The 24,402-nt window shown below is 69.6% G+C and carries 21 protein-coding genes; 10 read left to right on the top strand and 11 right to left on the bottom strand.

Annotation, left to right across the window (positions count from 1 at the left end):
* Window positions 1-32: 32 nt before the first annotated feature.
* From qcrB to ctaE, 4 genes are all read right to left on the bottom strand, one after another.
* Window positions 33-1,658 carry a cytochrome bc1 complex cytochrome b subunit gene (qcrB, locus tag ACZ6S6_RS01905; RefSeq protein WP_362953497.1) on the bottom strand — a complete coding sequence of 542 codons (1,626 nt, stop codon included), beginning with the start codon at window positions 1,656-1,658 and terminating at the stop codon, window positions 33-35.
* On the bottom strand, window positions 1,655-2,707 hold the full coding sequence (gene qcrA, locus ACZ6S6_RS01910) for a cytochrome bc1 complex Rieske iron-sulfur subunit (RefSeq protein WP_362953495.1): 1,053 nt from the start codon (window positions 2,705-2,707) through the stop codon (window positions 1,655-1,657). The genes qcrB and qcrA overlap by 4 nt, the downstream gene beginning before the upstream one ends.
* Window positions 2,704-3,513: a cytochrome bc1 complex diheme cytochrome c subunit gene (gene qcrC, locus ACZ6S6_RS01915; protein WP_362953494.1), complete on the bottom strand. Its 810-nt coding sequence runs from the start codon at window positions 3,511-3,513 to the stop codon at window positions 2,704-2,706. The genes qcrA and qcrC overlap by 4 nt, the downstream gene beginning before the upstream one ends.
* A 62-nt stretch (window positions 3,514-3,575) precedes the next feature.
* Window positions 3,576-4,196, bottom strand: a complete 621-nt coding sequence (ctaE, locus tag ACZ6S6_RS01920) for an aa3-type cytochrome oxidase subunit III (RefSeq protein WP_136206200.1) — start codon at window positions 4,194-4,196, stop codon at window positions 3,576-3,578.
* Window positions 4,197-4,378: 182 nt separating this feature from the next.
* On the opposite strand from ctaE, the gene ACZ6S6_RS01925 reads away from it, so the two are divergent.
* Complete coding sequence (locus tag ACZ6S6_RS01925) at window positions 4,379-4,780, top strand: hypothetical protein (RefSeq protein WP_362953492.1); 402 nt, start codon at window positions 4,379-4,381, stop codon at window positions 4,778-4,780.
* A 39-nt stretch (window positions 4,781-4,819) separates the two neighbouring features.
* Here the strand turns inward: ACZ6S6_RS01925 and ACZ6S6_RS01930 are convergent, their stop codons facing one another.
* The 4 genes from ACZ6S6_RS01930 to ctaC all read right to left on the bottom strand — a co-directional run bounded on the left by ACZ6S6_RS01930 (window position 4,820) and on the right by ctaC (window position 9,286).
* Complete coding sequence (locus tag ACZ6S6_RS01930) at window positions 4,820-6,073, bottom strand: L,D-transpeptidase (RefSeq protein ID WP_469703121.1); 1,254 nt, start codon at window positions 6,071-6,073, stop codon at window positions 4,820-4,822.
* 122 nt (window positions 6,074-6,195) lie between these two features.
* On the bottom strand, window positions 6,196-6,594 hold the full coding sequence (locus tag ACZ6S6_RS01935; protein WP_362953488.1) for a cytochrome c oxidase subunit 4: 399 nt from the start codon (window positions 6,592-6,594) through the stop codon (window positions 6,196-6,198).
* The gene (gene ctaD, locus ACZ6S6_RS01940; protein ID WP_362953486.1) at window positions 6,591-8,327 is read right to left on the bottom strand and encodes an aa3-type cytochrome oxidase subunit I; all 1,737 of its coding nucleotides are present in this window, start codon (window positions 8,325-8,327) and stop codon (window positions 6,591-6,593) included. The genes ACZ6S6_RS01935 and ctaD overlap by 4 nt, the downstream gene beginning before the upstream one ends.
* Entirely contained in the window at window positions 8,324-9,286 is a 963-nt protein-coding gene (gene ctaC / locus ACZ6S6_RS01945) for an aa3-type cytochrome oxidase subunit II (protein WP_362953484.1), read from the bottom strand. The genes ctaD and ctaC overlap by 4 nt, the downstream gene beginning before the upstream one ends.
* A 271-nt stretch (window positions 9,287-9,557) precedes the next feature.
* On the opposite strand from ctaC, the gene ACZ6S6_RS01950 reads away from it, so the two are divergent.
* On the top strand, window positions 9,558-10,940 hold the full coding sequence (locus tag ACZ6S6_RS01950) for an aminotransferase class V-fold PLP-dependent enzyme (RefSeq protein WP_469703123.1): 1,383 nt from the start codon (window positions 9,558-9,560) through the stop codon (window positions 10,938-10,940).
* Window positions 10,941-10,961: 21 nt separating this feature from the next.
* On the opposite strand, the gene ACZ6S6_RS01955 is transcribed toward ACZ6S6_RS01950, so the two are convergent.
* On the bottom strand, window positions 10,962-11,936 hold the full coding sequence (locus ACZ6S6_RS01955; protein ID WP_362953481.1) for a carbohydrate kinase family protein: 975 nt from the start codon (window positions 11,934-11,936) through the stop codon (window positions 10,962-10,964).
* Between the two features lie 179 nt (window positions 11,937-12,115).
* On the opposite strand from ACZ6S6_RS01955, the gene ACZ6S6_RS01960 reads away from it, so the two are divergent.
* Together ACZ6S6_RS01960 and ACZ6S6_RS01965 are read left to right on the top strand one after the other, a co-directional pair.
* Window positions 12,116-12,313, top strand: coding sequence for a hypothetical protein (locus tag ACZ6S6_RS01960; RefSeq protein WP_469703125.1), 198 nt, complete (start codon window positions 12,116-12,118; stop codon window positions 12,311-12,313).
* A gap of 162 nt (window positions 12,314-12,475) precedes the next feature.
* Complete coding sequence (locus ACZ6S6_RS01965) at window positions 12,476-13,939, top strand: hypothetical protein (RefSeq protein ID WP_469703127.1); 1,464 nt, start codon at window positions 12,476-12,478, stop codon at window positions 13,937-13,939.
* 111 nt (window positions 13,940-14,050) lie between these two features.
* Here the strand turns inward: ACZ6S6_RS01965 and ACZ6S6_RS01970 are convergent, their stop codons facing one another.
* Window positions 14,051-14,407 (bottom strand): HesB/IscA family protein, encoded by a 357-nt coding sequence (locus ACZ6S6_RS01970; RefSeq protein WP_362953476.1) that lies wholly within the window; start codon window positions 14,405-14,407, stop codon window positions 14,051-14,053.
* Window positions 14,408-14,644: 237 nt separating this feature from the next.
* Between ACZ6S6_RS01970 and nadA the strand changes: the two genes are divergently transcribed.
* The 3 genes from nadA (at window position 14,645) to ACZ6S6_RS01985 (ending at window position 22,615) form a co-directional block, all read left to right on the top strand.
* Window positions 14,645-15,841, top strand: coding sequence for a quinolinate synthase NadA (gene nadA, locus ACZ6S6_RS01975; protein WP_469703129.1), 1,197 nt, complete (start codon window positions 14,645-14,647; stop codon window positions 15,839-15,841).
* Between the two features lie 212 nt (window positions 15,842-16,053).
* Window positions 16,054-17,463 (top strand): esterase/lipase family protein, encoded by a 1,410-nt coding sequence (locus ACZ6S6_RS01980; RefSeq protein ID WP_469703133.1) that lies wholly within the window; start codon window positions 16,054-16,056, stop codon window positions 17,461-17,463.
* 25 nt (window positions 17,464-17,488) lie between these two features.
* Entirely contained in the window at window positions 17,489-22,615 is a 5,127-nt protein-coding gene (locus ACZ6S6_RS01985) for a tetratricopeptide repeat protein (protein ID WP_469703135.1), read from the top strand.
* 28 nt (window positions 22,616-22,643) lie between these two features.
* On the opposite strand, the gene ACZ6S6_RS01990 is transcribed toward ACZ6S6_RS01985, so the two are convergent.
* Window positions 22,644-22,952 (bottom strand): hypothetical protein, encoded by a 309-nt coding sequence (locus tag ACZ6S6_RS01990; RefSeq protein ID WP_469703137.1) that lies wholly within the window; start codon window positions 22,950-22,952, stop codon window positions 22,644-22,646.
* Window positions 22,953-23,101: 149 nt separating this feature from the next.
* Between ACZ6S6_RS01990 and ACZ6S6_RS01995 the strand changes: the two genes are divergently transcribed.
* The 3 genes from ACZ6S6_RS01995 to ACZ6S6_RS02005 are packed head-to-tail and all read left to right on the top strand — an operon-like array spanning window position 23,102 to window position 24,328.
* Entirely contained in the window at window positions 23,102-23,929 is an 828-nt protein-coding gene (locus ACZ6S6_RS01995) for a helix-turn-helix domain-containing protein (protein WP_469703140.1), read from the top strand.
* Entirely contained in the window at window positions 23,926-24,120 is a 195-nt protein-coding gene (locus ACZ6S6_RS02000; protein ID WP_469703143.1) for a DUF397 domain-containing protein, read from the top strand. Before ACZ6S6_RS01995 ends, ACZ6S6_RS02000 begins: the two co-directional genes overlap by 4 nt.
* A gap of 13 nt (window positions 24,121-24,133) precedes the next feature.
* Window positions 24,134-24,328, top strand: a complete 195-nt coding sequence (locus tag ACZ6S6_RS02005; RefSeq protein ID WP_469703146.1) for a DUF397 domain-containing protein — start codon at window positions 24,134-24,136, stop codon at window positions 24,326-24,328.
* Window positions 24,329-24,402 lie beyond the last annotated feature (74 nt).

The raw sequence follows: 24,402 nt of genomic DNA on the forward strand, positions 1-24,402 counted from the left end.
GGGGCTCCCGCTGTGGCGATCAGTTCAGGTGATCAGTGGTGGCCGTGGCCGTCGGTGATCTCCTTGTACTCCTCGGCGGAGGGCTTGACGATCTGGTTGTTCTCGCCGTAGTAGCCCTTGCTGAGCTTGGCCCGCAGCTTCTCCAGCGGCGACACCTTGCGCTTGACGCCGTTCTCGTCGACCAGCGGGCCGAGTTCGACCGGCGTGTACTGCTCGTGCGCGGTGAGGGTGTGCAGCTGACCTTGCGACAGCGGCTCGTGGACCTCGACGAACTCACCGTGCGGCAGGCGCTTGATGAGCCCGGACTCGCGCCCGTGCAGCACCTTCTCGTTGTCCCGGCGCTGGAGGCCGAGACACATCCGCTTGGTTGCGATGAACGCGAGGACGGGAGCGACGAAGAAGGCGATCCGCACGAACCAGGTGATCGAGTTGATCGACAGATGGAAGTGCGTGGCCCAGAGGTCGTTGCCACCACCCACGAGCAGCACGAAGTACCACGTGATCCACGCCACGCCGAAGGCGGTGCGGGTCGGCGCGTTGCGCGGGCGGTCCAGGATGTGGTGCTCGCGCTTGTCCCCGGTGACCCAGGACTCGACGAACGGGTACACGGCGATCGCGACCAGCACCAGCGGGAAGATCATGAGCGGTACGAGTACGCCCAGGACCAGCGTGTGGCCCCAGAGGTTGATCTCCCAGCCCGGCATCACACGGATCAGGCCCTCGGAGAACCCCATGTACCAGTCGGGCTGCGCGCCGGTGGACACCTGGTCCGGGCGGTAGGGCCCGATGGCCCAGATCGGGTTGATCGAGGCGATGCCCGAGATGGCGGCGATGACGCCGAAGACCAGGAAGAAGAACCCTCCGGCCTTCGCCATGTACACCGGCAGCAGCGGCATGCCGACGACGTTCTTGTTCGTCCGGCCGGGACCCGCGAACTGCGTGTGCTTGTGGTAGAAGACCAGGATCAGGTGCGCCACCAGCAGCCCCATCATGATGCCGGGCAGCAGCAGGATGTGGACCGAGTAGAACCGGGCGATGATATCGCCGCCCGGGAACTCCCCGCCGAACATGAACATCGACAGGTAGGTGCCGACGATCGGCATGGACAGGACCGCGCCCTGCATGAACCGGACACCCGTACCCGAGAGCAGGTCGTCCGGGAGCGAGTAGCCGGTGAAGCCGGTGAACATACCGAGCACGAACAGCAGGAAGCCGAACAGCCAGTTGATCTCACGCGGCTTGCGGAACGCGCCCGTGAAGAAGACACGCATCATGTGCACGAACATGCCGGCCAGGAAGATCAGCGCGGCCCAGTGGTGGATCTGCCGGACCAGCAGACCACCGCGGACGTCGAAGCTGATGTTCAGCGTCGAGGCGTACGCCTCGGACATCTGGATGCCCTGCATGGGCTCGTACGGGCCGTGGTAGACGACCTCGTTCATGCTCGGGTGGAAGAACAGCGTCAGATACACACCCGTGAGGATGATGATGATGAAGCTGTAGAGGCAGATCTCACCGAGCATGAAGGACCAGTGGTCCGGGAAGATCTTGCGCATGTTGGCCTTGGCCAGGGAGTAGATCCCCAGCCGGCCGTCCGCCCAGTCGGCCATCTTCTCACCGGCGGGCGCCTTGCGCTTCGTATCGGTCGCAGTACTCATCCGCGCTCCCAGAATGCAGGACCGACGGGCTCTTCGAAGTCACCGAGCGCCTCGAGGTTGCCCTCGCTGTTCACGCCGATCCGCAGCTGCGGAAGGGCGTGACCGGCCGGACCGAAGATGACGCGGGCGCCGTCGGAGAGGTCGAAGGTTGACTGGTGGCACGGGCAGAGCACGTGGTGGGTCTGCTGCTCGTACAGGCTGATCGGGCAGCCGACGTGGGTGCAGATCTTCGAGAAGGCCACGATGCCCTCGTGGGCCCACTCGCGCTCGCGCTTGTCCTTGATGTTGGACGGCTCGATGCGGATGATCATCAGCGCGGCCTTGGCGATCTGCTTCTGGAAGTCCTCCGCGTGCTCCGACAGACCCTCGGGCATGGCGAAGGTCAGCGAACCGACCGTCACGTGCTCGGGACGGAGCGGCTCCATGGTGTTCATGTTGACGAGCTGCTTGCCCTTGGCCCACAGGGTCGAGCGGAGCTTCTTCTCCGGCAGCGGACCGAGGTCGCGCAGCAGCACCACACCGGCGAGCGGCACCAGGGCCAGCGCGCCGAACATGGTGTTGCGGACCAGCTTGCGCCGGCCGAACGCGGACTCCTCGGCACCGGCCGCGAAGTCGGCGAGAACCTTCGCCTTGACCTCGGGCTCGGCCGAGATCGGGTGCCGCTCGTCGGCGACCTCCACGTCGGACATCAGGGTGCGCGCCCAGTGGACGGCTCCCGCGCCGATCGCGAAGAGCGCCACGCCCAGGGTCAGCCCCAGGGAGAAGTTGAGCGCGCTCACATGACCGAACGGGAAGATGTAGACGATCTTGTCGACCGGGAAGATGACGAAGGAGGCGATGAAGCCGACCGTCGCCAGCATGGACAGCGTGAACATGAACGCGACCGCGCGCTCGGACCGGTCCGCGGCCCGTTCGTCGATGTCCTGGATGCGCGGCTGGTGGGCCGGCAGCCCCGGGTCGGCGAACGGATCGTCCGTACCCTCTACCGCGCCGTGCGCGGGGGCCTGCTCTGCGGGCAGGTTCTCTTCTGGAATCTCTTGGCTACTCATGACTTCTTGGCCTTAGCGGTGTGGGCCGCGACCCAGACGGCAACTGCGATCAGTGCGCCGAGCCCGGCGATCCAGCCGAACAGACCCTCGCTGACCGGACCGAGGCCGCCGAGCTTGAGGCCACCGGGGCTCGCGGACTCCGCGCTGTTCACGGACTGGACGTACGCGATGATGTCCTTCTTCTGCTGCTGGGGCATCGTCGTGTCCGGGAAGGACGGCATGCTCTGAGGACCGGTCTGCATGGCCTCGTACATGTGCTTCGGGTCCACGCCCTCAAGGGTCGGGGCGAACTTGCCCTTGGTCAGGGCACCGCCCTGGCCGGTGAAGTTGTGGCACTGGGCGCAGTTGGTACGGAACAGGTCGCCGCCCTTGGCCACGTCCGCACCCTCGGGGCTGACCTGGCTCTTGGTCGGAGTGATCGGACCGGCGCCGAGCGACGCGACGTACGCCGCGAGCTGGTCGATCTCGTCCTGGGTGTAGATGACCTTCTTCTTCGGTACCTGGGCACCCGGCTGCTGCGCCGGCATACGGCCGGTACCGACCTGGAAGTCCACGGCGGCGGAGCCCACGCCGACAAGCTGGGGCCCGTCGGTGGTTCCCTCACCACCGGTTCCGTGGCAGCTGGCGCAACCGACGGAGTACAGCTTCTTGCCCTCGTCAATGGCGAGGGACTGGGCGGTGTCGTCGGCCTGCGCCTTACTCGCGGGCGCAAACGCGGCGTACAGCCCCCCGGTAGCCGCCAGCGCGAGGAGTAGTACGACGACCGCCGCCAACGGATGGCGTCGTCGTGCGGAGAGCTTTTTCACGGATTACCCCGGTGTCAGGATCTTCTGCGTCGATGCTGGATGTGGTTCGGGCTCTGGCCCGGTTACTTGATCAAGTAGATCGTGGCAAAAAGGCCGATCCACACAACATCGACGAAGTGCCAGTAATAGGACACGACGATGGCAGCGGTCGCCTGTTCATGGGTGAACCTCTTGGCTGCGTACGTCCTGCCCAGAACGAGCAGGAAGGCGATGAGGCCGCCTGTCACATGCAGCCCATGGAAGCCAGTGGTCAGGTAGAACACCGAGCCGTACGGATCGGAGGACAGCGAGATGCCGTCCTCCTTCACCAACTCGGTGTACTCGAAGATCTGGCCTCCGATGAAGATCGCACCCATCACGAAAGTGATCACGAACCAGGCGCGGAGCTTCTTCACATCGCCCCGCTCCGCGGCGAAGACGCCGAGCTGGCAGGTGAGTGAGGAGAGCACCAGGATGGTCGTGTTCGTCGCCGAGAACGGAACGTTCAGGGACGACGCCATTTCCTTCCAGTGTTCTGGTCCGGTCACCGATCGCAGGGTGAAGTACATCGCGAAGAGGGCCGCGAAGAACATCAGCTCGGAACTCAACCAGATGATGGTTCCGACGCTGGTGAGGTTCGGCCGATTGACCGACGGGTGCGCGTGCCCGGTTTCTACTGTCGTTGCTGTCGCCACGACCGACATTATGTCGGTCGCTTATCCCGCCCTCACTCCGGGGGGTGCCGTTCGGTGTGTCAGAGGGATGTGTCTTCCCCGAACGGCCCATGAATCCGCATGTCCCGGGCGGTGCTGACAGGCTGTCGGGCGGAGTACGATCCGCGCATCGGTCCCCCATGCCCCGAAGAGACAGACGTCACGGAGGAACAATGCAGCCGACCGCCACGGTCCTGGTCTACAGCGACAACGCGAACACCCGTGAGCAGGTGAGGCTGGCAGCAGGGCGCAGGCCCGCGGCGGACGTGCCGCCGGTGGAGTTCCTGGAGTGCGCCACCCTGCCCGCCGTCCTGGACGCACTGGACCACGGAGGCGTCGACGTCTGCGTGTTGGACGGTGAGACCGCCCCGGCCGGCGGTATGGGCGTCTGCCGCCAGCTCAAGGACGAGATCTACCGCTGCCCACCGGTGCTGCTGCTGATCGGGCGCCCGCAGGACGCCTGGCTGGCCACCTGGAGCCGCGCGGACGCCGCGGTGACCCTTCCGGTCGAGCCGGTCGGGTTCGCGGACTCCCTGGCCGCCCTGCTGCGCTCCAGGCTCTCCGTGGGCGCCTGAGAGGCCGCCGGTCCCGCCGAGGGGCGGCGCGCTGCCCGGTCAGACCTCGGGGCGCAGTCGCGCCGCCTCAACCGTGTCCACACGGTCGGGCGTGTCGTTCTGCAGTGCGCTGCCCTTCTGCCACTTGGCCCAGGACAGGTTCCAGTCGCCGTAGCCGTTGTCGAACGGCGTCATGGTCTCGCCCTCGCTGCCGACGACGCTGACGATGTCGCCCTCGCGCACGGTGTTGTAGAACCACTCCGCCTCGCTGGTGCTCATGCCGGTGCAGCCGTGGCTGACGTTCGCGACGCCCTGTGACCCGGTGGACCAGGGGGCCGCGTGGACGTACTCGCCGCTCCAGGTGACCCGGGTCGCGTAGTAGACCGGCAGGTCGTAGGAGTCGTCCGAGCCCTCGGAGATGCCGATGGTCTCCCCGCGCATACGTACGTAGTACTCCTTGCCCAGCACGACCTTGACGCCGTTGCGGGTGGAGAAGCCGGGCTTGCCCGTGGTCACCGGAATGGTGTTGATCACTTTCCCGTTGCGCTTGACCGTCATGGAGTGCTCCGAGGCGTCGGTGACGGCCTCGATGCGGTCGCCGGTAGTGATCTTCAACGCTTTCGCGGGAGCCCCGTACAGCGCGCTGGTCACCTTGATGCCGGCCAGATTGCTGCTGACCTCGATGGTGGCCTTCGCCGGCCAGTACTCCCGCGGCCGGTAGTGCAGCGTCTTGTCGTCGACCCAGTACCAGGAACCGGTCACGGAGGGCGTGGAGCGCACCCTCAGCCCACGCTCGACGGTGGCGCGGGCCGCCTTGTCGGCGACCGGGGCGCTGAGTTCCGCCGTAACGGGCTGTCCGACGCCGTAGGTGCCCGCCTGAGGGCCGAAGGTGACCTTCAGGAACCTCTTGGCGGAGGCGGTCTCGAAGGAGAGCGTGCGGCCCCCTGGAGCGCCGTCGTGGTCCTCCATGCTGACCCTGACGGAGTACCGGGTGCCTGCGGCGAGCGGGGCGGTGGAGTGCCAGCGCTGTCCGTCGGCGTCGAGTTCGCCCGCCAGGTGGCGTCCCGCGGTGTCCACGGCCGTCACATCGGTGATCCGGCCGTCGTCGCCGTCGACGCTGACCTCGAGGGGCTTGTCCGGGTCGATCTTCTCGCCGCCGTCGGGCGCGTTGGAGGAGACCTCGTCCACGGCGTCGTACGGCTTCGCCGAGAGCGGATGGCTGCCGGACTCCCCACAGGCGGTCATCCCTGCGACCAGGGTCACGACCAGCAGAGTGCAGCTCACTACGGGACGGATGCGCGGCGTGTGGTTCATGAACCCACGCTAAGAAGATTCATTCGTTTCAGCGCGCGGGGTGACTGCAAACGGGGGGCCCGCACCTCTCGTGGAAGTGCGGGCCCCCCGTCAGGTGGAGCGGTGTCACGGGTGGAGCGGTGTCACTGGGTGCGGTTCTCACCGTGGTAGTACTCGAAGACCCAGCCGAACAGGCCGATCAGGAGGACCGGGAGCGAGAAGTAGAGCAGCCACCAGCCGAAGACGACTCCCATGAAGGCGAGTGCGCCGCCGAGCGCCAGCGAGAGCGGCTGCCAGCTGTGCGGGGAGAAGAACCCCACGTCGCCGGCCTCGTCCGCCACGTCGGCTTCCCGGTTGTCCTGCGCGAGCGCGTCGACCCGCCGGGCCGTGAAGGCCAGGTAGAAGCCGATCATGACGCTCAGGCCGAAGGCCAGGAAGAGCGTGGTGGTGCCGACCGGCTCCTTGGACCACACGCCGTACGTGACGGCCATGACGAGCATGAAGACCGAAAGCCAGAGGAACAGCTTGCCCTGAATCTTCACTTGCCCGCCTCCTTGCCGCCGGCGAGGGCCTTGTCACCCTCGGACTGATGCTCCAGCTGTTCGAGCGCCGTGATTTCCGGGTGGTGCAGATCGAACGCCGGGGATTCGGAACGGATCCGCGGCAGCGTGATGAAGTTGTGCCGCGGCGGCGGGCAGGACGTCGCCCACTCCAGCGAACGGCCGTAACCCCACGGGTCGTCGACCTCGATCTTCTTGCCGTACTTGGCCGTCTTCCAGACGTTGTACAGGAACGGCAGCATCGACAGGCCGAGCAGGAACGAACAGATCGTCGAGATCGTGTTCAGCGCGGTGAAGCCGTCCGCCGCGAGGTAGTCCGCGTAACGACGCGGCATGCCCTCGGCGCCCAGCCAGTGCTGCACCAGGAACGTGCCGTGGAAGCCCACGAACAGCGTCCAGAAGGTGATCTTGCCGAGCCGCTCGTCCAGCATCTTGCCGGTGAACTTCGGCCACCAGAAGTGGAACCCGGAGAACATCGCGAAGACCACGGTGCCGAAGACCACGTAGTGGAAGTGCGCCACGACGAAGTACGAGTCCGAGACGTGGAAGTCCATCGGCGGCGACGCGAGGATGACGCCGGTCAGACCACCGAAGGCGAAGGTGATCAGGAAGCCGACGGCCCAGAGCATCGGTGTCTCGAAGGACAGCGAGCCCTTCCACATCGTGCCGATCCAGTTGAAGAACTTCACCCCGGTCGGTACCGCGATGAGGAACGTCATGAAGGAGAAGAACGGCAACAGCACACCGCCGGTGACGTACATGTGATGGGCCCACACGGTCACGGACAGACCCGCGATGGCGATCGTCGCGCCGATCAGGCCGATATATCCGAACATCGGCTTCCGGCTGAACACCGGGATCACTTCGGAGACGATCCCGAAGAAGGGCAGAGCGATGATGTACACCTCTGGATGGCCGAAGAACCAGAAGAGGTGTTGCCAGAGCAATGCGCCGCCATTGGCCGCGTCGAATACATGCGCACCGAATTTTCGGTCCACCTCCAGCGCGAAGAGCGCGGCGGCGAGGACCGGGAAGGCCAGCAGGACCAGAACACCGGTCAGCAGGACGTTCCAGACGAAGATCGGCATGCGGAACATCGTCATGCCGGGTGCGCGCATGCAGATGATCGTGGTGATGAAGTTGACCGAACCGAGGATCGTGCCGAATCCGGAGAAGGCCAGACCCATGATCCACATATCGGCGCCGATGCCCGGCGAGCGGACCGCGTCCGAAAGCGGGGCGTAGGCGAACCAGCCGAAGTCCGCCGCACCCTGCGGGGTGAGGAAGCCGGCCACCGCGATGATCGAACCGAAGAGGTAGAGCCAGTACGCGAACATGTTCAGCCGCGGGAACGCCACGTCGGGCGCGCCGATCTGCAGCGGCATGATCCAGTTCGCGAACCCGGCGAACAGCGGCGTCGCGAACATCAGCAGCATGATCGTGCCGTGCATCGTGAACGCCTGGTTGAACTGCTCGTTCGACATGATCTGCGTGCCCGGACGGGCCAGCTCGGCGCGCATGAAGAGCGCGAGCAGACCGCCGATGCAGAAGAAGGCGAACGATGTGACCAGGTACATCGTGCCGATCGTCTTGTGGTCAGTGGTGGTCATCCACTTGATGACGACGTTTCCCGGCTGCTTGCGCCGGACCGGCAGCTCGTCCTCGTACGAGTCGTCTGCTGCCGCGGCACCCTGAGGTTCGTTGAGGATGCTCACAGTTTGTTCGTCTCCGCATTCCTGGCCGGGTCAGTCTGCTCGATGCCGGCCGGCACGTAGCCCGTGTTGCCCTTCTTCGCCAGCTCCTTGAGGTGCGCCTGATAGCGCTCCGGGGAGACGACCTTGACATTGAAGAGCATCCGGGAGTGGTCGACGCCACAGAGCTCGGCGCACTTGCCCATGAAGGTGCCCTCCTGGTTGGGAGTCACCTCGAAGGAGTTGGTGTGGCCCGGAATGACGTCCTGCTTCATGAGGAACGGCACCACCCAGAAGGAGTGGATGACGTCACGCGAAGTCAGGATGAAGCGGACCTTCTCGCCCTTGGGCAGCCACATGGTGGGACCGGGGTTGCCGTTCTGCGGGTTCCGGGTTCCCGGGATACCGACGTCGTAGACGCCCTCAGCACCCTTGGGGAAGTCCTTGCGGAACCGGTCCGGGATGGCGTTGAGCTCCTTGGGGATCTTGTTGCCCGTGGCGGTCGAGCCGTCCACGTTCTCGATGTAGTTGAAGCCCCAGCTCCACTGGTAGCCGACCACGTTGACCGTGTGGGCGGGCTTCGGAGAGAGCTCTAGAAGCTTCGATTCATCGCGCGCGGTGAAGTAGAACAACACCGAGACGATGATCAGAGGGACCACGGTGTACAACGCCTCGATCGGCATGTTGTACCGGGTCTGCGGAGGAACCTCCACCTTGGTGCGGCTGCGCCGGTGGAAGATGACGCTCCACAGGATCAGACCCCAGACCAGCACACCCGTGGCGAGCGCTGCCGCCCACGAGCCCTGCCAGAGGGAAAGGATCCGGGGGGCCTCTTCCGTTACCGGCGTAGGCATTCCGAGGCGGGGGAAATCCTTGTATGTGCAACCGGTTGCGGTCGCCAGGATCAGTCCCGCAGTCAGCACCTGCGGCAGCTTCCGCCGCATCGGGCGCCGCGACGAGCGGTCGGAGCCGTTGGGACTCACGTAGCGCCTTCCCGAGAGTCTCGCCCGCACGGTCGGCGCGCCCGTCTCGTTTGTCGGTCGCCGCCCCTGACGCGGGCAGGGGTTTGGATGTTTATGCGGACCAAACCCTACTGGACGCTATTTGGGGTCGCGCGGGGAGGGTGCCCAACGCGCCGCCCGACTCCCCGAAGGGGTGGAATCCGCCCCTCCGGCCGCCATCTGACGCCCCCTCTCCTGACCGTGCGGGCGGCCGGGTCCCGAGCCGGGGTCCGGACCGGGCTAGCGTGGCCGGGTGCCCTACTTCGACGCCGCGTCCGCCGCCCCCCTCCACCCCGTCGCCCGCCAGGCGCTGCTTGCCGCACTGGACGAGGGCTGGGCCGATCCGGCCAGGCTCTACCGCGAGGGGCGCCGCGCCCGGCTGCTGCTGGACGCGGCCAGGGAGGCGGCGGCGGAGGCCGTCGGCTGCCGTCCCGACGAGCTCGCGTTCACCTCGTCGGGCACCCGGGCGGTGCACTCCGGAATTTCCGGGGCTCTCGCCGGGCGTCGGCGTGTCGGCCGCCATCTGGTGGTGTCGGCGGTCGAACACTCGTCCGTGCTCCATACGGCGGCCGACCACGAGAGCCGGGACGGATCGGTCACGGAGGTGGGGGTGGACCGGTCGGGGGCGGTGACCCCGGCGGCGTACGGGGCGGCGCTGCGCGAGGACACCGCGCTGGCCTGCCTCCAGTCCGCCAACCACGAGGTCGGCACGGAGCAGCCGGTGGCCGAGGTCGCCGGGCTCTGCCGGGACGCGGGGGTGCCGCTGCTGGTGGACGCCGCGCAGTCGCTGGGCCAGGGGCCAGTGCCCGGCGGCTGGTCGCTGCTGGCGGCGAGCGCCCACAAGTGGGGCGGCCCGGCCGGGGTCGGGCTGCTGGCGGTGCGCAAGGGCGTCCGCTTCGCGGTCCAAGGACCGGCCGACGAGCGGGAGTCGGGGCGCGCCGCCGGCTTCGAGAACATTCCGGCGATCGTGGCCGCGGCGGCGTCCCTGCGGGCGGTGCGGGCGGAGGCGGCCGCCGAGTCGGTGCGGCTGCGGGCGCTGGTGGAGCGGATCCGGAGCCGGGTGCCGGCGCTGGTGCCCGATGTGGAGGTCGTCGGCGATCCGGTGCGGCGGCTGCCGCATCTGGTCACCTTCTCCTGTCTCTATGTCGACGGGGAGACTCTGCTGCACGAGCTGGACCGGGCGGGTTTCTCCGTGTCGTCCGGCTCGTCCTGCACGAGCAGCACTCTGACCCCGAGCCATGTGCTGAAGGCCATGGGGGTGCTGTCGGAGGGCAACGTCCGCGTGTCGCTGCCGGCGGGCACCACCGAGGAGGACGTCGACCGCTTCCTCGATGTGCTTCCCGGGGTGGTGGCGGGGGTGCGGGAGAAGCTGGGGGCGCCCGCCGCGGCCGCCCCCGCCGCCGCCCCGGCGGCCTCCCTGGTCGTCGACGCGCTGGGGAGGCGCTGCCCGATCCCGGTGATCGAGCTCGCAAAGGTGATCGCGGGGGTGCCGGTGGGCGGGACGGTGACCGTGCTGTCCGACGACGAGGCGGCCCGGCTGGACATTCCGGCGTGGTGCGCGATGCGCGAGCAGGAGTACGTGGGTGAGGAGCCGGCGGACCGGGGCTCGGCCTATGTGGTCCGCCGGCTTTCCTGACCTGGCGCTGCCGGCTCCCGCCTACGCGAGGTGCGTACGGACCTCGGCCGCGGCCTCGTGGCCGTAGGCCTTGGTGAAGCGGTCCATGAAGTGGGTGCGGTGCAGGGTGTACTCCTGGGTGCCGACCGTCTCGATGACCAGGGTGGCGAGCATGCAGCCGACCTGGGCGGCCCGCTCCAGGCCGACGCCCCAGGCGAGACCGGAGAGGAATCCGGCGCGGAAGGCGTCGCCGACACCGGTCGGGTCGGTCTTGCTCATCTCCTCGGCGCAGCCGACCTCGATCGGCTCCTCGCCCACGCGCTCGATCCGCACGCCCTGGGCGCCGAGGGTGGTGACGCGGTGGCCGACCTTGGAGAGGATCTCCTCGTCGGTCCAGCCGGTCTTGGACTCGATGAGCCCCTTCTCGTACTCGTTGGAGAAGAGGTAGGTGGCGCCGTCGAGCAGGATGCGGATCTCGTCGCCGTCCATCCGGGCGATCTGCTGCGAGAAGTCCGCGGCGAACGGGATTCCGCGGGTGCGGCACTCCTCCGTGTGGCGGAGCATGCCCTCCGGGTCGTCGGCACCGATGGAGACCAGGTCGAGACCGCCCACGCGGTCGGCGACGGCCTTCAGCTCGATCAGCCGGGCCTCGCTCATGGCGCCGGTGTAGAAGGAGCCGATCTGGTTGTGGTCGGCGTCCGTCGTGCAGACGAAGCGGGCGGTGTGCAGGACCTCGGAGATCCGCACCGAGCCGGTGTCGACGCCGTGGCGGTCGAGCCAGGCCCGGTACTCGTCGAAGTCGGAGCCCGCCGCGCCGACCAGGATCGGGGCGGTGCCGAGCAGCCCCATGCCGAAGCAGATGTTGGCGGCGACACCTCCCCGGCGCACGTCCAGGTTGTCGACCAGGAAGGAGAGCGAAACCGTGTGCAGCTGATCGGCGACCAACTGGTCGGCGAATCGGCCGGGGAAGGTCATGAGGTGGTCGGTGGCGATGGAGCCGGTGACTGCGATACGCACGGGAACTGCTCCTGCGGAGGTCGGGGGGAACGGTGTCCACGTTCCCTAGGCGGCGTGACAGGTGAGAGCCCGGAAATCGGGGCCCCCTTACGCTACCGGTTCCCACGGTGACCCGAATGGGAGAAATTACCCGATAGTAGGGCTTTCTTCCTGAGGTCTGTGGTGCCTACGGTGCGGATATGTCGAACCACATCGCCCCGCGCGAGTCCGAGACCGGCCTGGCCGAGCTGCGCGGAGACTGCGCACGGATGGCTCCGCACTGGGTGGTACCCGCGAAGATCGCCGCCACCCCTGTGGCGGCTTCCCTGATCCACGGGGTGACCGTACCGCCCGCCTCGGCCCGGCTGATCGACGCGATGTCGGAGTACGGCGACTGATCGATCGCGCGCCGGCCGCTCCCGGACCGCGCTCCCGCCGCAACTGCCGCCCCCCGGGGGAACCGTGCGCTCCCGCGCCCCGTCCCATCGGTGTCCGCACCCGAGGGGCGGGCCATATGCCGGTCAGGCGTATGACGGCAAGGCAGGCGAAGGAGCGATCCGGTGAGCACCGAGCGACCCGACAACGATGTGACCGGCTCCCGGCGGCGTTCTCCGCTCGCCGTGGCCTCGGTGGCGGCAGCCGTACTGCTGGCCGGTGGCGGCGGCGCGTACTGGGCCGCGGCGGACGGCGGCAGCGGCGAGGACAGCGCGGGCAGCGGCGCCGGCACTCCCCCACAGCTCTCCCTGGACGAGCGGACGGGCGGACCGGACACGCACTCCACCAGCCCATCGGCCCCACCGCGGGGCATCGCGCCGGGCGAGCCCGATCCGCACGGCCAACGGCTGGTCTACCGCGCGGCCGGGGCCCTGCCGGACGGTCCGGCGAAGGCCGCCGTCCAGCGCACGAGCGGAACCGTCTCCGCGGCCGAGGTGACCCGGCTGGCGAAGGCGCTCGGCCTGAAGGGCGTCCCGCGGGCCGAGGGCACCTCATGGAAGGTGGGCTCCGACGGGGACGGCTCCGGGCCGGTGCTGCGGGTGGACAAGCAGGCGCCCGGCACCTGGACCTTCGCCCGTTACGGCTCCGGAGGGACGGACAACTGCGGGAACAAGGCGACCTGTTCGGGCAAGCACGTGGCTCCGGGCGGATCGGGATCGCCGGTGAGCGAGAAGGCCGCCAAGGCCGCCGCGGTGCCCGTGCTGAAGGCGGCCGGTCAGGACGGCGCCGCCCTCGACGCCCGTCAGCTGATGGGCTCCGCGCGGGTGGTGAACGCGGATCCGGTGGTGGACGGACTGCCGACGTACGGCTGGGCCACCGGGATCCAGGTCGGTTCCGACGGTGAGGTGATCGGCGGTGGCGGGCAGTTGAAGGGCCTGGAGAAGGGCGCCGACTATCCCGTGATCGGCGCGGCCGAGGCGCTGAAGCAGTTGAACGCCGCACAGCCCTCGGACGGCCGCAAGAACATCGGCGGGTGCGCGACCGTCGCACCGCTGAAGGACGACGAGAAGCCGTCCGGGGTCACCTGCGGCGCACGGACCGGGGCGGAGCCGGCCACGACGACGGTGACGGTCGACAAGGCCGTCTTCGGACTGGCCGCGCGGTACGTGGAGGGCAAGCAGCTGCTCGTACCGTCCTGGATCTTCACGGTCCGGCCGGCCTCGGGCGGGACGGGCGACACCGTCACCCAGGTCGCCGTGGACCCGGAGTACCTGGCGAAGGACGCCCCGTCGGAGAAGACCCCGGACACGGGCGGCACGACGCGCGCCGGTGGCGCGATCCAGTCGTACAGCGCGGACGGGCGGACGCTCTCGGTGACGTTCTGGGGCGGCGCGTGCAGTACGTACGAGGTGAGCGCGAGCGAGGACGGTGACGCCGTGCGGGTGACCGTGACGGAGTCGAAGCCGGACCCGAAGAAGGTCTGCGTCATGATCGCCAAGGAGCTGACCCGTACGGTCACCCTGGACCAGCCGCTGGGCGACCGGAAGGTCCTCGACGCCGCGTCGGGCGACGCGGTGGCCCAGAGGTGACGTTTACGCACAGGTGACGTGACACCGCTCCACAGCGGGCACACAGCGGTACGGCGGCGGCCCCGGGTCGAATCCCGGGGCCGCCGCCGCACTGCTGTCGCATACGCGCTCTTAGCTGAAGGAGTCACCGCAGGCGCAGGAACCCGAGGCGTTCGGGTTGTCGATCGTGAAGCCCTGCTTCTCGATGGTGTCGACGAAGTCGACGGAGGCGCCGCCCAGGTACGGGGCGCTCATCCGGTCGGTGACGACCTTGACGCCGCCGAAGTCCTTCACGACGTCGCCGTCGAGCGAGCGCTCGTCGAAGAAGAGCTGGTAGCGCAGGCCCGAGCAGCCGCCGGGCTGGACGGCGACGCGCAGCGCCAGATCGTCACGGCCTTCCTGCTCCAGCAGGCCCTTGACCTTGGCTGCGGCGGCGTCGGACAGGAGGATGCCGTCGCTCACGGTGGTGGTCTCGTCCGATACGGACATCTGCTTCTCTCCCGGGTTGTTCGGAGTCTGCTTGCCGACGTTGCAACCGCCGGAACCGCGGATTCATTCCGGGCCGCGCGCTTGCCTGTTCCATTCATGCTCGCACACCGGCCCCCCGAGCGGGTGCGTCACATTGACGTTATCGGCATCGTCAAAGTGACGTGAAGCGGTTATGATAGATAACGTCAATTCGACGAAAAGGCTCCTCGTAGAGAAGCTCCTCGCAGAGAAGAAAGGGTGCGTGACGTGACCACGGCCCACCCCGTCCAGGAACTCGACGTCCAGCCGTCGCCCCTCGCCCTGCTCCTGCTCGGCCGCGACGCCGACCCCAGGAGCGAGCGCGGCGTCGAATGCCCCGGCGACCTGCCCTCCCCGTCCGACCCGGACCTGGTGGAGCGCGCCCGCGCGGCCAAGGAGAAGCTGGGCGAGAAGGTCTTCGTCCTCGGGCACCACTACCAGCGCGACGAGGTCATCCAGTTCGCGGACGTCACCGGTGACTCGTTCAAGCTGGCGCGCGACGCCGCGGCGCGTCCGGAGGCCGAGTACATCGTCTTCTGCGGTGTGCACTTCATGGCCGAGTCCGCGGACATCCTGACCACCGACGCCCAGAAGGTCGTGCTGCCGGACCTGGCGGCGGGCTGCTCGATGGCCGACATGGCCACCGCCGAGCAGGTCGCCGAGTGCTGGGACGTACTGACCGATGCCGGGGTGGCCGAGCAGGTCGTGCCCGTCTCGTACATGAACTCCTCCGCCGACATCAAGGCCTTCACGGGCCGCCACGGCGGCACGATCTGCACCTCGTCCAACGCGAAGCGGGCGCTGGAGTGGGCCTTCGAGCAGGGCCAGAAGGTGTTGTTCCTCCCCGACCAGCACCTGGGCCGGAACACCGCCGTACGGGACATGGGGATGACCCTGGAGGACTGCGTCCTCTACAACCCGCACAAGCCCAACGGCGGCCTGACCGCCGAGGAGCTGCGCGACGCGAAGATGATCCTGTGGCGCGGGCACTGCTCGGTGCACGGGCGCTTCTCGGTGGAGTCCGTCAACGACGTCCGCGCGCGCATACCCGGCGTCAACGTGCTGGTGCACCCGGAGTGCAAGCACGAGGTCGTGGAGGCGGCGGATTACGTCGGCTCGACGGAGTACATCATCAAGGCCCTGGAGGCGGCCCCGGCCGGTTCCAAGTGGGCGATCGGCACCGAACTGAACCTGGTCCAACGGCTGGCGAACCGTTTCGCCGCCGAGGACAAGGAGGTCGTCTTCCTCGACAAGACGGTGTGCTTCTGCTCGACGATGAACCGGATCGACCTGCCGCACCTGGTGTGGACGCTGGAGTCGCTGGCCGAGGGCAACCTCGTGAACCGGATCGAGGTCGACCCGGAGACGGAGAAGTACGCCAGGTTCGCGCTGGAACGGATGCTGGCGCTGCCGTAGCCCCGGCCGCGAAAAGCCGCCGCAGTCCCGGCCGCGAAAGCCGCCGCAGCCCCCGCCGCGAAAGGCCTCGGGGCGCCTTCGGGCGCTTCTCCGGGGCCTTTCGCACGGGCAGCGGCGGCCGGCCGATTTCCCCCATACGGCCCACAGGATGTCCGTACCGTAATTACGCTGCTACTCACCGCAGCGCACATTTCACGGGGGTACGGCGCCACATGACTTCTCGCAGCCGGGTGAACGACCTGGTCGTCGTCGTCCCGGGCATTCTCGGCAGCCGGCTGGCGGACGCGGACGGGCACGAGGTCTGGGGCCTCTCGGGCCAGGCCCTCCTGCGCGGGATCCGTACGTTCGGCCGGTCCGTCAAGGGCCTGGCGCTGCCCCCGGACCTGGGCGACGGGCACCCGGGCGACGGTGTGCGCCCGCTCGGCCCGGTGCGCGACCTGCACGGGCTGCTGGGCATCGGGACGCTCGTGGACGGCTACGACGGCCTCCTGGACTGGCTGGAGCGCCACTTCACCCTGCGCCGCCGGAGAGTGACGGACGAGGCCGACGCCCCCGCCAACCTGATCGCCTTCGCCTACGACTGGCGGCTCTCCTGCCGGTACAACGCGGGCCGACTGGCCGAGCGGGTGGCGCGGGAGCTCGGCCGCTGGCGGGCCTCGGCACCGGAGCGGGCCGGAGCCCGCGTCGTCTTCGTCTGCCACTCGATGGGCGGGCTGGTCGCCCGCCACTACGTGGAGCGGGGCGGCGGCGCGGAGACGACGCGCCGCGTGATCACGCTCGGAACGCCGTACCGGGGTTCCCTGGACGCTCTTCTGTATCTGGTCAACGGGGTGGGCCCGGCCGGTTTCGGCCTGACCGCGTTCGCCCGGAGCCTGCCGTCCCTCCATCAGCTCGTCCCCGACTACGCCGCGCTGATCACCGCGCCGGGTGAGCCGCTGCGGTACGCCCGCGAGGTGACCGGCCTGCCCGGAACCGACGCGGCACTGCTCAACGACGCCGCCCGCTTCCACGAGGCGCTGCGGGACTCCGGGGCGGGAACGGCGTACGCGGTGGAGTACCTGCCGATCAGCGGGGTGCTCCAGCCGACCCCGACCACCGCCGAGGTCCGGGGCGACAGGCTGACCGGGCTGCTCACGATCAACGGGACCGACGAGGGCGGCGACGGCCGGGTTCCCCTGCTCTCCAGCGCCCATGCGGGGGCGGCGGGGCGGCCCGCGTACACGCCCTGGGAGAAGCACGGCTCGCTCCAGAACAACACGGCGCTGCGCCAGGCCCTCTACAACTGGCTCACCCCGGACCTGCCGGTCCACCGGGCCCCGGAGACCGGGGACATCCCGCTGGTGGTGGACGCCCCGGACGCGATCGCCAGGGGCGAGGCGTACGAGCTGCGGGCCACGGTCCCGCCGCACATACCGGGCCACGACCAGGTGGCCGTCTTCGCGGCGGCCGAGGGCAGACCGGTGCGGACGCTGGACAACCTGGGCGGGGGCCGGTACGTGGCACGCCTGACCGGGCTGCCGGAGGGGCCGCACCGGGTGCGGGTGAGTACGGGAAACGCGGGTCACGTCGTGATGACCGCGTTGGTTCTGGTGACGGAGAGCGGGGCGGGCAATGGTGCGTGAGCCGGGTGCGACGGGTGAGTCTGGTGTGGCGAGTGAATCTGGTGAGTCGAGCGTGACGGACATGGCGGGCATGGCGAGTGAGTCGAGCGTGACGGGCGGCGCGAGCGTGACGGGCGTGGCGGGAATCGAGCCGGTGGGGACGGCCTTGTGCGTGGTGTGCGAGGAGTACGCCGACCAGCGGAGCTTCCCCCGGCTGACCGGGGCGGTGGCCCAGATGGAGGGGGTCGCCGCACTGCTGGAGGGGCTGGGGATCGCGGCCCACGTGGTGGGCGGCGGGAACCCGTCCTGGACGGTCTTCGACGAGTCCTTCACCGCCTGGAGCGAGGGGTGGCGGAAGACGGGGGCGGCAAAGCCCGCGATCATCGTCTGGTCGGGGCACGGCGTGCTGATCGACGACGAACTGCGCCTCGCGCTCTGCGACCTGGATCTCGACGTCGAGCAGGTGACGCGGGACGCACGCGCGCTCAAGCGGGGTGTCTCGGCCGAGACGCTGGTCAATGACGCGGTGGCCTCGGGCGCCGACCAGATCCTGGTGATCATCGACACCTGCCACGCGGGCGACGCGGTGGGCCGGGGCCTGGAGAAGACCCTGCGGCGCTGGGCGACCACCTCCGCACCGCCCGGCCGGGCCAAGTGGTTCGGGATCATGGCGGCCTGCCGGCGCGACGAGACGTCGGACGGCAGCGGCCCGCTCCTCACCGCGTTGACCGAGGTGCTCAGGGCCGGCCCCGCCGCCCCGGAGTACCGCTCGGCCTGGAGCGCCCACAACGAGCTGGTCAGCGGCCCGGACCTGCTGGCCGCACTCGGTGAGCGATGGGACGGCGAGGGCCAGACACCGGTGCCCGCCGCCCTCGGCACCGGGCGGCCGGTCTTCCCGAACCCGCGCCATGTGCCCAGGGCCCCGGCCCGGCTGGTGGAGCACCTGGTGCTCGCGGCGCGCGGGGCCGGCTACCGCGAGGAGGGCTGGTTCTTCACGGGCCGCAGGGAGGTGCTGGGCCGGATCACCACCTGGCTGGAGGCGGAGACGGCCGGGCTCTTCCTGGTGACCGGCCCGGCGGGCTGCGGCAAGTCGGCCGTGCTGGGCCGGATCGCGACGCTCACCGATCCCGTGCGGCGCGCGGAGACCGAGGCGCACGGGGGCCTGCGCGAGGACGACCCGGCCCCGGACCCGCGCCCCGGCCGCTCCTCCCTCGCCTCCGTACATCTGCGGGGCCTGAGCCCGCTCCAGGCGGCCTCGGAGCTGGCCCGGCAACTCGGACTGCCGGAGCCCCGCAACGCCGACGACTTCCGGGGCGAGCTCCGCGAGTTGTCCCCGCAGCCGGTGCTGGTGCTCGACGGCCTGGACGAAGTACCGGCCGAGCACCTCCGCGCCATGATCGAGGATCTGGTCTTCCCGCTGAGCCGCACGAGCCCGGTCCTGCTCGGCTCCCGCGACCGCGCGTTCCGCAGCCATGTCGAGGAGGACGGGCGGGGTGACGAGACCCTGCCGGACGCCCTGGCCCGGCTGATCGGTGCGGGGGTCACCACGGCGGACCTGGAGCGGGAGCCGCACACGCAGGAGGACATCGCCGAGTACGTGTTCCGCCGATGCGCGGCGGCCGGTGTCCCGGAGGGCCGGGCGCGGGAGGCGGGCGAGGCGGTAGCGGCCCGCGCCACGAAGGTGGGCGGTGCGTTCCTCTTCGCGCGGCTGGTGACGGGCTCGCTGCTGGCGGGGGCGTCCGGTGGTGCCGACGAGGACCAGTGGCTGTCCGGTCTGCCCGGCTCCATCGAGGCCGCGTTCGAGGGGGACCTGCTGGCGGGGCCGGTACGGGTACGGGCGGACGGCGCCGAACTGCCGTCCGCCGCCCGGGACCTGCTGACCGCGCTGGCGTGGACAGTGGGGCGCGGGATGCCCGCCGGGGGCGTGTGGGAGGAGGTCGCCGGGGCGCTGGGCGGCGATGACGTGTCCTACGACGAGGACGACGTGGACTGGCTGCTGTCCGCGTACGGCCGCTACATCGTCGAGGACGTGGAGGACGGGCAGGCGGTGTACCGGCTGTACCACCGCGAGTTCGTGACCCATCTCGCGGGCCGGGAGGGGCCGGGGGGTGCCGAGGCCGGAGAGGTGGCGTTGGCCGCGCTGATCGCGCACGTGGAGCGGCGGGCGGTGGGCGGCGACGTGGAGACGGTCGATCCGTACGTGGTGCGGGCACTGGCGCGGCACGCGGCGCGGGCGGGCGCACCGGGGGTCGGGATGCTGCGGGGGCTGGTGGAGCGGGGCGGACCGAGCGCGACGCCGTTCCTCGCCCAGGCGTTGCACGGCTTCTCCCAGCGGCTCGCGGCGGAAGGGGACCCTGACGGTGCGCTGGGCGCGGCGCGGGAGGCGCTCACCCTGTACAGGGAGCTGGACCAGGCCTCTCCCGGGGCCTTCAGGACGGCGCTGGTACGCACGCTCGTCAACGTCGCCAACCGGTACGCCGACACCGGCGACCGTGAGGGGGCGCTGCCGCCGGCGCGCGAAGCGGTGGAGCTCCAACGGGACCTCGCCGACGCGGGAGGAAGCGCGTCCCTCCCCGACCTGGCTCTCGCCCTCGGCTCTCTCGGCCGGCGCGTCCACGACATCGGTGACCGCGAGGGGGCACTCGCACTCACGCGGGACTCCGTCGCCATCTACCGGCAGCTCGGCGCGCGGACTCCCACGGCGTTCCGCCCCGGCCTCGCCGTCGCGCTGAACAACCTGGCGGTGAGTCTCGCAGCCGCCGGGGAACGCCGGGCCGCCGTACGGGCCGCGCAGGAGTCGGTGGACATCCACCTGGAGCTCGCCGCGTCGCACCCCGATGAGTTCCTGACCCCTCTCGCCCACGCGCTGACCAATCTGGCCAGCGGCCTCAAGGCCGTCAAGAGCCACACGGAGGCTCTTCCGCACGCGGAGGCAGCGGTCCGGGCCAACCGGAGGGTGGCCGAACGCCACCCCACCGTCCTGCGGTCCGCCCTGGCCGGCTCCCTGACCAATCTGTCCGTGCACCGCGAGGACGTCGGTGACCTCGCGGGCTGCCTCGCGCCGGCACAGGAGGCGGTGGAGATCTGCCGGGAACTCGTCGCACGTCATCCGGCCGCCTTCCAGCCGGAGCTGGCAGGCGCCCTCCACAACCTGGCGGACAGGATCTCCGCCACCGGGGACCGCAAGGGCGCACTCACTCCGGCGCAGGATGCCGCGCGCATGTACGCCGAGCTCGCCTCGCGGCACCCGGACGCCTTCCAGCCGGAGCTCGCCCGGTCCCTGACCTCCTTGGCCAACAAGACGGCCGCGGCGGGAGACCGGGCGACAGCGGTGCTGTTCGCCCGTGAGGCCGTACGCATCCAGCGCGAACTGGCCCAGAGCCGGCCGACAGCGTCCCTCCCGGGCCTCGCCGCGATGCTCAGCAACCTCGCGATGCATCTGGTCGCCGCAGGTGACTCCGGGACAGCCCTGCTCCACGCCGAGGAGGCGACCGGCATCTACCGGCGCCTCGCCGCCGAGGATCCGAGCGCCTTCCTCCCGGAGTTCGCCACGGCCCTCAACAACCTCGGCAACCACCGCATGACCCTGGGCGACGTTTCCGGGGCGCTCGTATCGGGCCGGGAAGCCGTCGCCATCCGCCGCGTACTCGCCGCACAACAGCCCGCCGTCCACCGGCAGGATCTGGCCACGTCACTCACCAACCTGGCCGCTTCCCTGAACAGGGCCGGAGATCCGGCGGCGGGGCTGCGAGCCGCGGAGGAAGGTGTCGCGCTCCACCGTGAACTCGCCGAACGGCAGCCCGCCTTCCGCTACGCCCTCGCGGGCGCACTCGGCAATCTGGCACAGAACCTCGCCGACACCGGCAGCCCGGAGGAAGCCCTCGTGCCGGCCGGGGAGGGCGTCCGTCTCCTGCGTGGACTCGTCGACGAACTCAGCAGCGCGCACCTTCCTGATCTGGCGCTCGCGCTGCAGAACTACAGCCGGCACCTGGGGCGGAACCAGGACGACGAAGGAGCCGTGAACGCGGCGGAGGAGGCGGCCGCCGCCTACCGGACCCTGGCACTGGCGAACCCCGGCGCCTTCGAGAGGGACCTGGTCTCCGCTCTCGCCAACCTGGCCCAGGCACTCGTCCGCACCGACGACCGCGCGTCCGCGATCCGGCGATTCGACGAGGCCGTGGCGGAGTTCGCCTCCGCCCACCCCGCGACCGCCCGGCGCCTCGGTGTCGAGCGGAGCATCTTCCTGCTGGACTGTCCCGATCCCCAGGCCTCGACCGGCGTACGCGAACTCGTGGCCCTTCTCGACGGGGAATCCGCGCCGGACGAGGGCGCGGACATCGTGACCGTACGGGCCCGGCGGGCACTTCGCGCGTTCAGCGACACCGAGGCCGTACGCGCGGTGTGGGAAGAGGTGACCCTCGCCCCCGCACCGGCCTGGCTCGCCCTGTCGCTGGAGACTCTGGCCCTCGTCAGTTCCTGGATGTTCGCGGCCACCTGGCCCGAGTCACGCGATGTCTGGTCCCGGAACGCGGAAGTGCTCGGCGGCGAGGAGACAGCGACAGCTCTCGAAGAGCTGGCACTCCTGGACGCCCCCACCGCTCAGCAACATGCCGCGCTCCGCGAGGCCGTCCTCGTCCACGGCGTGACCGCCGCGTACGATCCGCTGATCCTCGCGGAGCAGCTGGCGGAGTGGGTGGACTGCGCCGACTGGGCGGAGTCACGGGCGTTCCTCCAGGACCACCCCCGCATCCTCCGGGCCCAGCCGTCCGAGGCCACCCCGCTCGCGCACGTCGCCGTCCTCGATGTCGCCCGCACCGAAGGGCTGGACGCCGCGTACCGCCTCGTCGAGGACCGCGGCGCCCTCCAGGCCTACGTGGAACGCGCGTTGGCGGCCGGGGACGGCAACGCGCTGATGCACGCGGCGGCCGTGGAGGGGCAGGTCTTCGACGACAAGCTGTCCTCCCTCACCCACGCCCAGGCGGGCATGGTGCTCTCCGGGGCGGTCGAGGGCGTAGAGCCGGAGGATCTGGCCACGCTCCTGCCCCGGGCACGGGAGGAGATCCGGGTGCGGCTGCTGAGGGAGATCTGCGCCCTCAGCGTCCGCCACGCCCACCCGCACGGCGAGACCTGGCTCCGGATCGTCCAGGCCCTCAGCGGAATCGGGGCCGCCTGACGCGCACCGCCCGGCCCGGCTCGTCCCGTCAGCCGGCGCCCTCACCGTTCGCCAGCCGCCCGCCCCGGCTCGCCGCGATCCGCAGGGTGTCCCCCAGCGACTCGGCGAGCCGGACGCCCGCGAACCGTAGCTCCTGCTCCCCCACCACGGTCTCGGCCAGCACCTCACGGGCCTCATCCAGTACGTATTCGGCCGAGGCGATCAGGTCGGCCTCGATCTCGTCGGCCATCCGGGAGACGGGGCCGCCGGGGCCCGCCGTGCTGAGCCAGCACGGCCCGCCCTGGTCGTTGGTCCACGGGAGCAGTCGCAGGGCCTGGCCCTTCGCATCGAACATCATGTCGATCGCCACCTTCGGAGAAGGCCCTCTGGTGCGCCGCACGAGAGGACGGTTACGGTGTGTGCCGCAATCGTCGCCCTGGGGAACCTCACACCAACAGGGCGCCGCTGTCCCGTCCTTGGAAACGGGACGCACGAAAGGCACGCACCGTGACGTTCAAACCCCAGCCTCTGACCCCCTATCTGTCCGCCCGCCACTACTTCGGTTCCGAGCAGCGCCGCCACCGCGAGCGGGCGGGACTGTCGCTCGTGCAGCTCGCGGACATCGTGAACTCCAGCAAGAGCGCGCTGGCCAGGATCGAGACGGCCGACCTGATGCCACCACCGGACATCCCCAACCGGCTGGACATGGCCTTCGGGACGGACGACCACTTCCACGGGCTCTACGAGCTGGCCCGGCGCGAGATCCATCCCGACCAGTACAAGCGGTACATGGACTTCGAGTTCCGTGCCGAAGTGATAGAGCAGTACGGGGCGCAGGCGCTGCCGGGGCTGTTGCAGACCGAGGAGTACGCGCGCACGTTTCTCCGTTGCCAGGAGGACCTGAGTGCCGAACAGGTCGAGGAACGCGTCACCGCGCGCATGTCCCGGCAGGAACGGCAGCATTCGGAGAACGCGCCGTTTCGGTGGGCGATCATCGACGAGGCAGTACTGCGAAGGCAGATGGGCAGTCGGGCCTGTATGCGTGAGCAACTGGCTTCGCTGCTGGAGCAGGTGGATACTCCGGACAGTAAAGTTCAGGTGATGCCGTTCAGTGCGGGACTCCACCCGCTGCTGGGTGGCGCGCTGACTCTGCTGGCCCTGCCCGACGGCACTTCGGTGGCGTACGAGGAGGGCATTCAGGCCGGTCATCTCTACGAGGATCCGGCCGCGGTGAAGAAGTGGCGGCGGCAGTACGAGGTACTGCGCGCCAACTCTCTCCCCCTGGGCGAGTCGGCGGAACTGATCCGGACCGCGATGGAGGACTACCGACCATGACCCACTCCCCCGAGCTGAGCACCGCCCACTGGCGCAGCAGCAGCTACAGCAATTCCAATGGGGGCGAATGCGTCGAGATCAGCGACGACTTCCCCGGCATCATCCCCGTACGCGACAGCAAGAACCCCACCGGCCCGGCACTCGTCGTCCAGGCCGCGTCCTGGACCGCATTCGTCTCCTCACTCAAGTAGAGGGCTACCGACCATGACCCACTCCCCCGAGCTGAGCACCGCCCACTGGCGCAGCAGCAGCTACAGCAACGCGAGCGGGGGCGAATGTGTGGAGATCAGCGACGACTTCCCCGGCATCATCCCCGTACGCGACAGCAAGAACCCCACCGGACCCGCACTCGTCGTCCAGGCCGCGTCCTGGGGCGCGTTCGTCTCCTCGCTCAAGTAACGACGGCTCGGGCAGCACGCCGAAGCCGGCCGGGAGAAAACGAGAGGGTCCTGTCCCACGCGGGTGCGTGGGAC

It is taken from the genome of Streptomyces sp. NPDC048671 (assembly GCF_055587045.1).

What these genes read in the sequence shown, in the direction of transcription:
- qcrA (WP_362953495.1), bottom strand. Translation starts at nt 2,707, where the DNA reads ATGAGTAGCCAAGAGATTCCAGAAGAGAACCTGCCCGCAGAGCAGGCC.
- ctaE (WP_136206200.1), bottom strand. Translation starts at nt 4,196, where the DNA reads ATGTCGGTCGTGGCGACAGCAACGACAGTAGAAACCGGGCACGCGCAC.
- qcrB (WP_362953497.1), bottom strand. Translation starts at nt 1,658, where the DNA reads ATGAGTACTGCGACCGATACGAAGCGCAAGGCGCCCGCCGGTGAGAAG.
- ACZ6S6_RS01990 (WP_469703137.1), bottom strand. Translation starts at nt 22,952, where the DNA reads ATGATGTTCGATGCGAAGGGCCAGGCCCTGCGACTGCTCCCGTGGACC.
- ACZ6S6_RS01970 (WP_362953476.1), bottom strand. Translation starts at nt 14,407, where the DNA reads ATGTCCGTATCGGACGAGACCACCACCGTGAGCGACGGCATCCTCCTG.
- ACZ6S6_RS01930 (WP_469703121.1), bottom strand. Translation starts at nt 6,073, where the DNA reads ATGAACCACACGCCGCGCATCCGTCCCGTAGTGAGCTGCACTCTGCTG.
- ACZ6S6_RS02005 (WP_469703146.1), top strand. Translation starts at nt 24,134, where the DNA reads ATGACCCACTCCCCCGAGCTGAGCACCGCCCACTGGCGCAGCAGCAGC.
- ACZ6S6_RS02000 (WP_469703143.1), top strand. Translation starts at nt 23,926, where the DNA reads ATGACCCACTCCCCCGAGCTGAGCACCGCCCACTGGCGCAGCAGCAGC.
- ACZ6S6_RS01980 (WP_469703133.1), top strand. Translation starts at nt 16,054, where the DNA reads ATGACTTCTCGCAGCCGGGTGAACGACCTGGTCGTCGTCGTCCCGGGC.
- ACZ6S6_RS01960 (WP_469703125.1), top strand. Translation starts at nt 12,116, where the DNA reads ATGTCGAACCACATCGCCCCGCGCGAGTCCGAGACCGGCCTGGCCGAG.
- ACZ6S6_RS01925 (WP_362953492.1), top strand. Translation starts at nt 4,379, where the DNA reads ATGCAGCCGACCGCCACGGTCCTGGTCTACAGCGACAACGCGAACACC.